The sequence below is a fragment of the Brachyspira pilosicoli P43/6/78 genome (genome assembly GCF_000325665.1).
GTDB classification, from domain to species: domain Bacteria; phylum Spirochaetota; class Brachyspiria; order Brachyspirales; family Brachyspiraceae; genus Brachyspira; species Brachyspira pilosicoli.
The window spans coordinates 1380633-1393567 of record NC_019908.1 but is presented as its reverse complement, the minus strand read 5'-3'; the positions used below and the strand labels follow the sequence as shown (position 1 = coordinate 1393567).

General features: G+C 28.1%; 16 protein-coding genes. 9 read left to right on the top strand and 7 right to left on the bottom strand.

Translation table 11 applies throughout. The features are described 5' to 3' along the window. Together BPP43_RS06190 and BPP43_RS06185 are read right to left on the bottom strand one after the other, a co-directional pair. The gene (locus BPP43_RS06190; RefSeq protein WP_013244644.1) at positions 1 to 219 is read right to left on the bottom strand and encodes an AtpZ/AtpI family protein; all 219 of its coding nucleotides are present in this window, start codon (positions 217 to 219) and stop codon (positions 1 to 3) included. Further along, positions 203 to 1102 (bottom strand): M23 family metallopeptidase, encoded by a 900-nt coding sequence (locus BPP43_RS06185; RefSeq protein ID WP_014936682.1) that lies wholly within the window; start codon positions 1100 to 1102, stop codon positions 203 to 205. Before BPP43_RS06185 ends, BPP43_RS06190 begins: the two co-directional genes overlap by 17 nt. Before the next feature lie 220 nt (positions 1103 to 1322). Between BPP43_RS06185 and rplS the strand changes: the two genes are divergently transcribed. The 3 genes from rplS (at position 1323) to BPP43_RS06170 (ending at position 3125) form a co-directional block, all read left to right on the top strand. Then, positions 1323 to 1760, top strand: a complete 438-nt coding sequence (rplS, locus tag BPP43_RS06180) for a 50S ribosomal protein L19 (protein WP_013244646.1) — start codon at positions 1323 to 1325, stop codon at positions 1758 to 1760. Positions 1761 to 1814: 54 nt separating this feature from the next. After that, complete coding sequence (locus BPP43_RS06175; RefSeq protein ID WP_252832267.1) at positions 1815 to 2627, top strand: sulfide/dihydroorotate dehydrogenase-like FAD/NAD-binding protein; 813 nt, start codon at positions 1815 to 1817, stop codon at positions 2625 to 2627. 87 nt (positions 2628 to 2714) lie between these two features. Further along, the gene (locus BPP43_RS06170) at positions 2715 to 3125 is read left to right on the top strand and encodes a hypothetical protein (RefSeq protein WP_015274475.1); all 411 of its coding nucleotides are present in this window, start codon (positions 2715 to 2717) and stop codon (positions 3123 to 3125) included. Between the two features lie 34 nt (positions 3126 to 3159). Here the strand turns inward: BPP43_RS06170 and BPP43_RS06165 are convergent, their stop codons facing one another. The 4 genes from BPP43_RS06165 to coaD all read right to left on the bottom strand — a co-directional run bounded on the left by BPP43_RS06165 (position 3160) and on the right by coaD (position 6647). After that, positions 3160 to 4152, bottom strand: a complete 993-nt coding sequence (locus BPP43_RS06165; protein WP_015274474.1) for an ATP:guanido phosphotransferase domain-containing protein — start codon at positions 4150 to 4152, stop codon at positions 3160 to 3162. After that, positions 4139 to 4696, bottom strand: a complete 558-nt coding sequence (locus BPP43_RS06160) for a UvrB/UvrC motif-containing protein (RefSeq protein ID WP_015274473.1) — start codon at positions 4694 to 4696, stop codon at positions 4139 to 4141. Before BPP43_RS06160 ends, BPP43_RS06165 begins: the two co-directional genes overlap by 14 nt. 110 nt (positions 4697 to 4806) lie before the next feature. Continuing rightward, the gene (gene miaB / locus BPP43_RS06155) at positions 4807 to 6117 is read right to left on the bottom strand and encodes a tRNA (N6-isopentenyl adenosine(37)-C2)-methylthiotransferase MiaB (protein WP_015274472.1); all 1311 of its coding nucleotides are present in this window, start codon (positions 6115 to 6117) and stop codon (positions 4807 to 4809) included. Positions 6118 to 6158: 41 nt separating this feature from the next. Beyond that, on the bottom strand, positions 6159 to 6647 hold the full coding sequence (gene coaD / locus BPP43_RS06150; protein ID WP_013244652.1) for a pantetheine-phosphate adenylyltransferase: 489 nt from the start codon (positions 6645 to 6647) through the stop codon (positions 6159 to 6161). A 164-nt stretch (positions 6648 to 6811) separates the two neighbouring features. Here coaD and lspA point away from each other — a divergent pair, with 164 nt between their 5' ends. Next, positions 6812 to 7366, top strand: coding sequence for a signal peptidase II (gene lspA, locus BPP43_RS06145; protein WP_015274471.1), 555 nt, complete (start codon positions 6812 to 6814; stop codon positions 7364 to 7366). Positions 7367 to 7369: 3 nt separating this feature from the next. Next, on the top strand, positions 7370 to 8266 hold the full coding sequence (locus BPP43_RS06140) for an RluA family pseudouridine synthase (RefSeq protein WP_015274470.1): 897 nt from the start codon (positions 7370 to 7372) through the stop codon (positions 8264 to 8266). A gap of 45 nt (positions 8267 to 8311) precedes the next feature. Here BPP43_RS06140 and BPP43_RS06135 read toward each other — a convergent pair whose 3' ends face one another. Further along, positions 8312 to 8500 (bottom strand): hypothetical protein, encoded by a 189-nt coding sequence (locus tag BPP43_RS06135; protein WP_013244655.1) that lies wholly within the window; start codon positions 8498 to 8500, stop codon positions 8312 to 8314. Between the two features lie 300 nt (positions 8501 to 8800). On the opposite strand from BPP43_RS06135, the gene BPP43_RS06130 reads away from it, so the two are divergent. From BPP43_RS06130 to BPP43_RS11720, 4 genes are all read left to right on the top strand, one after another. Next, positions 8801 to 9853 carry a galactose ABC transporter substrate-binding protein gene (locus tag BPP43_RS06130; RefSeq protein WP_013244656.1) on the top strand — a complete coding sequence of 351 codons (1053 nt, stop codon included), beginning with the start codon at positions 8801 to 8803 and terminating at the stop codon, positions 9851 to 9853. 110 nt (positions 9854 to 9963) lie between these two features. Continuing rightward, a complete protein-coding gene (gene mglA / locus BPP43_RS06125; RefSeq protein WP_013244657.1) occupies positions 9964 to 11466 on the top strand; it encodes a galactose/methyl galactoside ABC transporter ATP-binding protein MglA in 1503 nt (500 codons plus the stop codon). A 22-nt stretch (positions 11467 to 11488) separates the two neighbouring features. Continuing rightward, entirely contained in the window at positions 11489 to 12511 is a 1023-nt protein-coding gene (mglC, locus tag BPP43_RS06120) for a galactose/methyl galactoside ABC transporter permease MglC (protein WP_013244658.1), read from the top strand. Between the two features lie 6 nt (positions 12512 to 12517). Next, the gene (locus tag BPP43_RS11720) at positions 12518 to 12658 is read left to right on the top strand and encodes a hypothetical protein (RefSeq protein ID WP_015274468.1); all 141 of its coding nucleotides are present in this window, start codon (positions 12518 to 12520) and stop codon (positions 12656 to 12658) included. Positions 12659 to 12935: the final 277 nt, after the last annotated feature.

The following is a 12935-nucleotide window of genomic DNA, read 5'->3' as shown; positions in this document are numbered from 1 at the left end:
CTATTTTTTATTTCTTTCTATAATTTTAGAAAGCTGATAAAGTCTGTATATGCCAGATATAAATCCAAAAAATATACCAGCTATAGTAAATAATGGAGAAGTATTAAATTTTTTATCAGCTAAATTTCCAACAAAAGCAAGTCCAAGTATTATACTTCCAAACTCAATACCTAAAGCCGTATATTTTATTCCATTTTTTATATTATTCTTGCTGTTCATAATTAAGCGTTGTAAAAATTAAAGGATTAACATATTCAGAAGCTAATTTTAATTCATATTCAAGTTCGCCTGTTTTTGCGTTTCCTATAATATCACCCTTTTTTACATCAACATTTGTTTTTACAGAAGTAGTGGCTAATCCCTTATAAGTAGTTATGATACCATATCTATGATAAATAACTATGCTTACTCCTTCATCTTTATCGTATACTACACTATTAATTGTACCAGATGCTGTTGCTCTAACAAGTGTACCTGCTATTGTTTGAAAGCCTATGCCTTTTGATAAGAGAGAGTCTTTTTGATATGGTTTTGATATAACTGCATATCTAGAGTCTATTGGCGTAATTGTAGGCACATATTCTAATGAAGTGTTTTTAGAATTAATATTAGCTTTCAATTCTTCTAAATAATTTTTTAAATTTTCAAACTCTTTAGCTCTGGCATTGAGAAGTGCTATATTATCAGTATTGTTTGTATTTATTAAATTAGTATTTTCTATTTTAAATTTATTCATCATATTAGACATATCTTCTCTATATGAATCATTAGAAAATACAGAATTAAATAAGTTTTCCAAAGAATTAATTTCTTCAAGTCTCTCTTGATAGCTTCCAGTAAGAACTAGTGTTTTGCTTGCAATAACAGTGTTTTTTGTAAGAGATGAGAATGTTATTAATAGTGCTGCTGCTATAATTAAAACTATTATTAAAAGACCATATATAGGTATAGATAAAGTTTTAGTTTTCTTTTTAGAATGCGGTATAAACATAAAATAAAGTCTGTGCGATAATATTTTATGCAGTTTGCTTAAAAACGAAGAATTATCAGAGTTATTCTTTTTATAGAAATTGCTTTTATTCTTTTTTTTATTTTTGTACATATTTAAAATTATAACAATAATATAAAATTATATCAATATCAAATAAATAATTGCCTTTTTAATAAGTTATAATTTCGTAAAACTATAAGTTAAATATTAATAATTGTATCAGATAAAAAATTCTATATATTATACTTGATTAAATTAGTATATTGTGATAGAATATAACTTCTATAAAGTGTATTTAAATAAATTAATATAAATTTTTAGGAGAAAATCAATGGAGCAACAGATTAGATTAGTAGAAGCAAAACATAAAAAAGAAGCTATTTTGCCTTTTGAAATAGGTGATACAGTAAAAGTATGGGTAAAAATTATAGAAGGTGATAGAGAAAGATTACAGGCATTTGAAGGTGTTGTTATTTCAATGCGCGGTAAAGGTATCAATAAAAGTTTTATAGTTAGAAAAATATCTTATGGTGTAGGTGTTGAGAGAATATTCTTAGTAAACTCTCCTAGAATTGACCATATTGATATTATAAGAAAAGCTAAAGTAAGAAGAGCTAAACTTTATTATTTAAGAGATAAAGTAGGTAAAAAAGCTCGCTTGGTAGAAAGACTTGGCGTAAAAATACCTAAACATTCTGATTTAATAAAATCTGAAGAACCTGCTAAAGAAGAATCAGCAGAAGAAACAACAACAACAGAAAATAATTAATAAATTTAAATAATTTTATATTTTAAGGAGAAATCTTTATGGGCTATAAAATTGTTGCCAAAGAACAATGGTCAGATTAAGGTTTTTATGATGAAAGTTGTAGCTCCCGATATAGCTAAGCATCGTAAAGCAGGTAATTTTATTATTTTTAGATTAGATGAGTTAGGGGAGAGAGTGCCTCTTACTATAGCTGATGCTGACCCTGAAGCGGGAACAATTACTATAGTAACTCAAAGTATTGGTTATTCTACAGCTAAATTGATGGAACTTAAAGTTGGCGATGAAATAATGGACGTTATAGGACCATTGGGACAGCCTACTCATATTGAAAAGAAAGACGGCATTATACTTGGTGTTGGAGGCGGTGTTGGTATTGCTCCTTTACACCCTATAGTACAAGCCCATCATAATGCTGGTAATAAAGTGATATCTATATTAGGTGCTAGAGATAAATCACTTATCATTATGGAAGACATGATGAGAAAAGTATCTGATGAACTATTAGTTTGTACTGATAATGGAAGTTATGGTGAGAAAGGTTTAGTTACAGATATGATTAAAAAAATACATGATAGGGGCGAGAAAATTTCTGAAGTTATAGCTATTGGTCCTGCTATTATGATGAAATTTGTTTGTAAGCTTACTAAAGAATATAATATTCCTACTACTGTTAGTTTGAATCCTATTATGATTGATGGTACTGGTATGTGCGGATGCTGTAGAGTATTAGTTGGTACTCAAACTAAATTTGCTTGCGTTGAGGGTCCTGAATTTGATGGTCATTTGGTTGATTTTGACTTGCTTATGAAAAGACAGGCTATGTATAAAAAAGAAGAGCATGAATGTAATTTAAAATTGGCTAATTAATGGCATTTTAAGTATTTATTTAAAAAAATAAGAGTTATAATCTTTATAAAGGTTATAGCTCTTTTTTATCTTTAAAAGGAGTATAATTTGAAAATACCTGTAGATTATAGTTTTGGAGGTTTTGAGCTAAAAAAATTTGAATGGGAGTCTACAAATGTGAATATTCTTGTTAATATAAAAAATAATGCTCCAATAAAAATGGTTTTAGATGATTTTGAGTGTAATCTTATTAACAGCAGAAATGAAAAGTTTGCTTATTGTGTGTCAGAAAATATAGCTATTAAATCTCATTCATCATCAAGTGTTAATATTAATGTTGTGTTTTATAATAAAGAAACTTCTAATTTAATATCAGATTTTATTAACTTAAAAAAATCAGAGTTCAAAATACATGCTGTTAATGGCAAATTAAAATTATTCTCTCTTCTTCCAATTAACCTCTCTAATAGAGTAAAACATTTTAATATATTAGATATTATAAAAGAATTGATGAAGTAAAATTATTTCATTATATCTCTTAATGCAGCTGCTCTCATTTCAGATACTTTTTTATACTTTTTTTGTTATTAAACATTGATTTTAAATGATTATTCTTAGCAATAAATATCATATAAGATAAAGTATCTAAATCTATATCATCAATAATATTACAATCAAGTCCAACTCTAAGCCATAAATTATGCTTTATAAACTCCATATAATTCATAACCCTCGCATTTGACAATAAAGACTTGCTTCTATAAACTTTATCTTCTATATTGAGCCTATCTATATTTTTTATTTTTAATCGCATTTTTTTCTCTTTGTCTAGAATATAATTTACGATTTCAAGCATATTATTTAAAACATCTCTCTCTGAAATACCCATCATGGTTCTATTTGTTATATTGAGTACAGGCATTGTTCTTCCTGCTCTAATTGATATATCAAAGCCTTTTTTTGATGCTCTATTAATAAAATATTCTATATTGTCTGGTGTTTTCCATATTAAAGCTGGTATTGCCATAGATACTGTTACATTCATTGCAATACCTATTTTTTCTGGAGAACTAGTTAGATATCCGAATTTCTTATTAAAAGCGAAGTCTATTTTTTTATCCAACATGCTCTCTATTTTATAAGCTCTGTTAAAACATTCTTCTAATTCTAAGCCTCTAGCTATAGTTTGTATTTCGCAATGTTCATTAGAGTTTATTAAGATAGATGTCTCTTCATCTTCATCAATATATATAGAAGCGTTTAATAAATTTCTTTTATTTGGTATTGTAAGATTTTCTTTTAAAAGCTTAATTTCTATTGATGGAAGCTCTATTAATTTTATTTTTTCAAGATGAATATCTAATTTTTTCAGTTCTTCTATTTCTTTTGTGAGAATATTGTCAATTTTTTCTATATCATCTTTATCTATATGATTGTAGAATCTAATATTGTCTATATTTCTATATATGGATACTTTAGAATATAATATAATATTATCTTCTAAGCCTTTTTTATATATCCATTTAGCAATATTATCTGCGGACATCTTTATTTTCACTTAAAGTTTCTTTTATATTTAAAGTTTGTTTAAGGTTTTCTATTTTATTTTTAATAATAGAAGCTTCTTCATAGTTTTCTATTTTGATGAGCATATCCATAGTAGCTTCATATTGTTTAATTTTTTCTTCTATATCTCTATTAGTAAGATTTTTATTGGCAACTCTTCCTAAGTGTTTGTTGTAAGTATGTATTTTTCTTACATATTTAGCTATACTTTTAGAGAAGTTCTCATAACATTGAGGACAAGACATTATACCTGTTTTTTTAAACTCTCTTAAAGAATAACCGCAAGAAGGGCATATTTTATCTTTTAGTTTAGGTCTTTTTACACTTTTCTTTTTTATATCAACGACTGGTTTAGATTCTGGAAATATTGTATGCAAGTTATTAAATTCAAGCTCTATACATTTTTCCATTATATTCATTTTTTTTTCGCATTCTTCGCAGATATGCATTTCGTATTTTTTATTGCCTATAGATTCTTTTATATGTAAAACGGCAAGATTCTTGCCACAAATATTACAACTCAAGATGCTACCCCTAAAATTATTATAATAAAATTTTACCATTTAACAAAAAAAATTGCAAATATATAAACAGAAAATGAATTTTTTTTTCACAAATTATTTGAATATTTTTTTTAATTTATTAAATTTCCAATCAAAGTATGATTTTTTATTTCTGTTATCTCACAGTAATATATATCACCCATATTAAGTTCTTTTTCTTTTTTTATTAAAACTATTCTGTTTTCTTTGCTTCTGCATAAATAATGCATATTATCCTTAGCAATATCATCTATCATAATATAAGCTTTTTTGCCAACTTGTTTAGAGAGTAATTTTTGTGCCAATTCTCTTTGGAAGTTAACTATTTGAGTGAGTCTTCTTGCCCCCGCAACTTTATCATATTGCACTTTCTTTTTGTATGCAATAGAGCCTTCTCTCTCAGAATATTTATATAAATAAGCCTCTTCAAAACCAATGCTTTCAAGTAAATCTAATGTTTCTTGATATTCCTCTTCAGTTTCATCAGCATAACCAACTATTATATCCGTAGAAATAGGAAAATCATCGGCATGCTCTCTTAAAAATGATACTTTTTTAATATATTCTTCTTTTGTATATTTTCTATTCATTAAAGATAATATTCTATCCGAACCGCTTTGAAAAGGAAGATGTATATGCTTGCATAAGCTATTTAAACTCCATATAGCATCAGCAAGTTCTTTATCAAAATCTTTAGGGTGTGAAGTTAAAAATCTTATCCACACTTTATCTTTTGCTTTTTCATCTATTACTTTGTCTATCTTGTATAATAACTCTGTAAAGTTTATTTCATTATCAATATCAAGCCCATAAGAGTTAACATTCTGCCCAAGAAGCGTAATTTCTTTAGCTCCTTCATCAATAAGCCTTTTTACTTCATCTAATATCTCTTCAGATTTTCTGCTAATCATCTTTCCTCTGGTGTGAGGTACTATACAATATGTGCACCAGTTGTTGCATCCATGCGTAATTGGTATGAATGCTTTGTGCGGTTTGTCTTCATCAACATAAGACTTATTAAATATATAATTATCATTAAACTTTCTTACAAAAACCTCTTCATCTTTCAAATAGTCTATTATATTAACTTCATTGTATACATCAAATATTTTATCAACACCTAAACTCTCAAGATGTTCTTTAGAAGTTTGAGCCATACAGCCCATAATGATTATTTTTGTATCTTTTTTGTTTTTTTTCCTGTTTGCATTAAATAGCTTTACCCTTGAAAAAACTCTCTCTTCAGCATGTGCTCTTACACTGCATGTATTTATTATAATATTATCAGCATTTTCATGATTTTCTGTTTGTATAAAGCCTTCTTGCATTAATGAGTTTATTAAACTATTTGAATCTGCTTTATTCATTTGGCAGCCGTAATTTTCTAAGTAAAAATTTTTCATATTCTAATCTTTATTCGTTTTTTGATGTTTTATTTATTATTTTATTTTTTTATGAATTTGGATTTAATATCATCTATTAAAACTTCTGGAACTAAACCATCTATAGGTCCATTAAATTTAAGTATCTCTTTAATGAGAGACGAACTTATATAAGCATAATGCTCAGATGTATGTAAGAATATAGTATCCATCTCTGGGTATAATAATTTATTCATTCTTGACATTTTAAGTTCATAATATAAATCTTCGCTGTCTCTTATTCCTCTAGCCAATACTCTTATATCATTTTGCTTCATATATTCTGTAACAAGCCCAGATATAGACACTATTTTTATTGTATCATTATTTCCAATAACTTTTTCAATCATCGCCTTTCTTTCTTCTATAGTGAAAGTTGGAGATTTTTCTAAGTTTACAGCCACAGATATATATACTTCTTCAAATATATCAGCAAGTCTATAGAGAACATCAAGGTGTCCCAAAGTAAAAGGGTCAAAAGTACCCGGAAATATTACTTTTCCATTTTTCATAATAGTAAATTATATACAAAAAATATATAATATCAATATAAAAGCATTATTTTTAAATTATATTAATTTATAAATATAATTTTTTTTATTTAGTTTTTCTAGGTTGTAATTTTTATTAATATAAATTATTATTAGCACTTGATTATATAAGGAATTTATTTTTTATGAGTAAGATTTTATTGCAGATAAAAGACAAAAAGATATATTTTTTAATATCTATATTAATATTTATAGCAGATACTGTTTCAAAATATTTTATTGATAAGTATTTACAGCCTATTGTTTATAAAAATATTATTGGAGATATACTAATATTTATATATACAAGAAATTATGGAGTTTCTTTTGGCTTTCTCAATAATGTACCAGAGGTTATACAGCATATTATACCTGAGTTTTTAAAGGTTGTTGTTTTTTTAGCGATGATTGTTGTATTTTATATAATAACTATCATAGATAAGAAAAAACAGAGAATATCTATTGTTGGTTTTAGTATGGTGTTAGGCGGAGCTATGGGCAATTTATTAGATAGGATTATGAGAGGCTTTGTAACAGATTTTATTAATATGGGTTTTAATTTAAAAATTAGATTTCCTTGGAATTATAATATTGCCGATGCTGCCATTACTATAGGTATTGTAGTTATAGCGATTGGAGTATTTTTCTTTAAAGAAGATTTTGATAGTACTTTTAAAAAAGCAAAAAAAGAAAATAAATAATAAATGTATAAATTTTCAATAGAAGAAAAAGATTTAAATAAAAGACTTGATATATTTGTAAGCGAGAAATTAAATATAAGCAGGTCTCAGGTAAAAAATTATTTATCTTCCATACTAGTTAATGGTAATATAAAAAAACTTTCATATTCTCTAAAACTTAATGATATTGTAGAGATAAACATTAAAACAGATGATAATGAAGAAGAAGAGGATATATTAGCAGAGAATATTGATTTAGATATTTTGTATGAAGATGAATATTTATTGGTTGTAAATAAGCCTTGCAATATGAGTGTTCATTGTTCTCCTTCTGAAAGGCATGGCACTTTAGTTAATGCTTTGCTTTATCATATAAAAGATTTTAATTTTGTTGGTGATAAGAGTAGGGCAGGCATTATACATAGATTAGATAAAGATACTTCTGGTATAATGATTGTAGGAAAGAATGCTGATATAGTTTCTGCTATTCAAGAGCAATTTAAAAATAGAACAATAAAAAAGATTTATCATGCTATAGTTATAGGTGTATTGAGAGAGAATTTTTATGAGATTAATTTGCCGATAGGAAGGCATAGCGTATATAGAAAAAAAATGACAGTTCGTGAAGACGGCAAGAAGGCGTTGAGTTATATAAAAGTATTAAACAGATTTAAAAAGCATACTTTAATAGAGGTTAATATTAAAACAGGACGTACTCATCAAATAAGGGTTCATTGTTCATATAAAGGATTTCCTGTAGCGGGCGATAAGATATATTCTAAGAGTTATTCAAATTATAGTAATTTAATGCTTATAGCAAAGCAAATAGAGTTTACTCACCCTATTAGCGGCGAGATTATGAAATTTGAAGTTGATTATACAGATTATTTTAGAGATTTTTTGATTTCAGATGAAATTTAAAAAATAAGCCAATTGCTTTAATTGCAATTGGCTCATACTAACTTTTTAAGCATATGCATCTAAATTCTTTCCTAAATTGTAATTTACTTTAACTGAAGTACCCTGTCCAGAGACAAACTCATTTATTCTGCTTATAGAATCAGATAAATTATACACATTAAGCCCTGCACTATACATATGTCCAGTTAATGGAAACATTTTAGATGAATAAATAGAATTAATAGATATATCCATTTTTAACCTCCAAATGTTTTATATGTATATTATCGGATTTTTTTATATTGTTTTTATGCAGATATATAAAAATAATAATTTTTTATATTTAAAAACAGAATTTTTTAGTAAATTTTTTGTAAAAGAGCTTATAATATTTTTATGTTTTCATATTGTATATGTAATAAATTTTATATTTTTATAATGATATGAAGATAGTATTTAAAAGGTTTTTTATTTGAATATTAAAAACTTGATTTAATCAATAAAATTTATATACTAAAATTATAGAATATTAATTAAATTAAGGAGTTTTCTATTATGAAAAAAATATCCATTATAAGTTCTATGCTTATAATAGCAACAATTTTCATGGTATCTTGCGGCGGCGGCACTAAAGACAATGCAGCAACTTCAGATGCTAATGGTCCACTAATTGGGGTTACAATTTATCGTTATGATGATAACTTCATGTCTTTCTACAGAAGAAACATCGAAAGTAAAATAGCAGGCAAAGCTAATTTGATAATTAACGATTCTCAAAATAACCAAGCTCAACAAAATGACCAAGTAGATGTTATGATAAACAAAGATGTTAAAGCTTTAGCAATTAACTTAGTTGACCCTCAAGCAGCTCAAACTATTATAGACAAAGCTAAAGCTAAAAATATACCAGTAGTATTCTTTAACAAACAGCCTAGTGCTCAAGCTATGGCTAGCTATGATAAAACTTGGTATGTAGGTACTACTCCAGAAGAATCTGGCGATATGCAAGGTAAAATCGTTGTAGATGCTTGGAAAGCAGATCCTACTTTAGATAAAAACGGTGACGGTGTTATACAATACGTATTAATTAAAGGCGAACCAGGCCACCCAGATGCAGAAGCAAGAACTTCTCATGTAACTATGTATATTACTAATAATGGTCTTAAAGTAGAAAAATTAGAGGCAGAACAAACAGCTATGTGGGATACAGCAAAAGCTAAAGATATAGTAGATGCTTGGATACAAAAACATGGCGATAAAATAGAGTTTATTTTTGCTAACAACGACGCTATGGCTTTAGGTGCTTTACAATCTATACAAGCTTTAGGATACAACACAGGCGATAAAGCTAAATATATCCCTATAGTAGGTGTAGATGCTATTCCTGATATGTTAAACGAAATCAAAAAAGGAACAATATTAGGTTCAGTACTTAATGACCCAGTTGGACAATCTCAAGCTCTTGTAGATTTAACATTAAATGTTGCTGCTGGTAAAGACCCAGTAGAAGGTACTACTTGGACTTTAGACGAAGTAAAAGCAGTACGCGTTCCTTATGTTCCTATAACTGCAGATAATGTTACTATAGCTGAAGAAGCTTATAAGTAATAATCATTTTTATGAATGGGGATATTATGCTTTTATAATGTCCCCAATTTCATATTTTTAATTTCGTATATCGTATTTTTTTTAAGTGTAATTTTAAGGATTTTGTTTTTATGGAAGAGAGAAAAGTAATTCTTGAGATGAAGGGCATATCAAAATATTTCCCTGGTGTTCAAGCTTTAGATAAGGCTGAACTTGTTGTGAGAGAGGGAAATGTTGTTGCTCTTATGGGAGAGAATGGTGCTGGAAAATCCACTCTTATGAAATGTTTATTTGGTATTTACCATAAAGATGAAGGAACAATATTATTAGATGGTAATGAAGTGAATTTTACTTCTCCTAAACAAGCTTTGAATAATGGTGTAGCAATGGTTCACCAGGAGCTTAATCAGGTTAGGCAAAGAAATATACAAGATAATATTTGGCTTGGTAAATATCCTACTAAATTAGGGTTTGTAGATGAGAAAAAAATGTATAATGATACTAAGGCTATTTTTGATGATTTAGAAATACCTTTAGACCCTAGAACTAAAGTATCCACACTATCAGTATCTGAAATGCAAATGGTTGAAATAGCAAAAGCAGTATCATACAATTCTAAAATACTTGTTTTAGATGAGCCTACTAGTTCGCTTACAGAAAAAGAAGTTGCTAAATTGTTTAAAATAATAAGAAAGCTTCAAAGCCGCGGCGTTGGTATGATATATATTTCACACAAAATGGAAGAGATATTACAGATATCTGATGAAGTTACTATAATGCGTGATGGTAAGTTTGTTTCAACTACTCCTGCTAAAGAATTAACAACTGACCTTATTATTAAACAGATGGTAGGTCGTGATTTAACTAATAGATTCCCTCCTAAAACTAATACTCCTGGTGAAGGAATTTTGGAGATTCAAAATTTTACAGCATTTTATCAGCCTTCTCTTACTGATATTAATTTTAGTGTGAGAAAAGGTGAGATTTTTGGTATAGCCGGTCTTGTTGGTGCAAAAAGAACTGAGGTGCTTGAAAGTATATTTGGTATGCGTACTTTATCAAGCGGTAAGATTATTAAAAATGATAAAGATATAAAAAATAATACAACAAGAAAAGCTATTAAGCATGGATTTGCTTTGGTAACAGAGGAAAGAAGACAGACTGGTATATTTGGTATGCTTTCTATTAATTTTAATTCTATAATAGCTAATATAGATAATTATAAAGGTAATTTTGGATTTTTAAATAATAAGAAGATGAGAGAGGATACTAAATGGGTAATAGACAGTATGCAGGTAAAGACTCCTTCAGAGAAAACTGCTATACAATCATTATCTGGAGGTAATCAGCAGAAGGTAATATTAGGCAGATGGCTTTTGAGTGCTCCTGATATTCTTATGCTTGATGAGCCTACTAGAGGTATTGATGTAGGGGCAAAATATGATATATATAAACTTATAATAGATTTAGCTACGGAAGGTAAGACTATTATTATGGTTAGCTCTGAAATGCCTGAATTACTTGGTATAACCGATAGGATAATGGTTATGAGTAATGGAAGGGTTGCGGGCATAGTTGATACAGCTAGTACTAATCAAGAAGAAATAATGGCATTATCTGCCAAATATTTATAATTTATTAATAAAGGAATAATATATGTCAGACAGAAATTCTACTATAAACAAAATATTAAAATTTATACTGAATAATGCCATATTTGCAGCACTTTTGCTTATACTTATTGGTATTATTATTAAAGAGCCATCTTTCTTTAGACTTAGCAACTTTGTAAACATTTTTGCTCAGGCTTCTACTCGTATGATTATTGCTGTTGGTATTGGTACTTTGCTAGTAACTCAAGGTAACGACCTTGGTGCTGGTAGGGCTGTTGGTCTTGCTGCGGTTGTTAGTGCTTCTTTACTACAATCTATGAGCAATCCTACTAGAATGTATCCTGATTTGCCTTTACTTCCTGTTATAGTACCTATATTATTGGTAATGGTTATACTTATGATATTTGGTTTTATAAATGGTTTTATTATTTCTAAACTTTATGTAACTCCATTTATTGCTACTTTGGGTATGCAGCTAATACTTTACGGTGTTACTAGTACTTATTTTGACAGACCTCCTTATGGTGCTCAGCCTATTGGCGGACTTGACCCTAGATTTACTAATTTAGCTCAAGGCGGTATAAAAATAGGCGGACTTACAATATCATACTTAATAATATTTGCTGTAATTATTACTTTAATTATGTGGGTAATTTGGAACAAAACTAAATTAGGTAAAAACATATTTGCGGTTGGAGGCAACCCTGAAGCTGCTGCTGTAAGCGGTGTAAACATTCCTCTTACTCTTATGATAGTTTATACTATGGCTGGTGCTTTATATGGTATAGCTGGTTCATTAGAGGTTGCTAGGGTTGGTTCTGCTACAAACAACTTAGGTAATGGATACGAACTTGATGCTATTGCTGCCTGCGTTGTTGGAGGAGTTTCATTCTCTGGAGGTATTGGTTCTATTTTGGGTATTGTTTCTGGGGTTTTGATATTCCAAGTTATTAACTACGGTATGACTTTCGTTGGTATTTCACCTTATATGCAATACATTATTAAAGGTGCTATCATCATTGCTGCTGTTGCTGTTGATACTCAAAAATATTTGAAAAAGGTTTGATGAATTGTGGAAAATGATCCTTTTAGAACAGAGTTTAATAAAAAAGAGACAAGAAAAAGAACTATTAAGTCTTGGATATTTTTTGGATTTGTGTTTCTAATTTTTGTGGTTGCTGAATTGATTAGATATATCAAAGGCTTGATGTAGTTATTTATTAAAATAATAATAGAGCTATTGCTAATTTAATTAGTGATAGCTCTTTTATTTTATATATATTTCTTAGATATAAAAACCTAAATACTTGCACTTTTTGGTTCTTTGATGAAGTCCGCAAAGCTAAGGCGGGAAAAAGTTGAATAAAATAAAAAACTTACATATTTAGTTAAAATACAAGTATTATATATGTATTCTAAGATATAGAATAAAAACACTTGTACTTTTTGCAACTTTTTGCTACGGGAAAAAGTTGAATAAAAAACTTGTA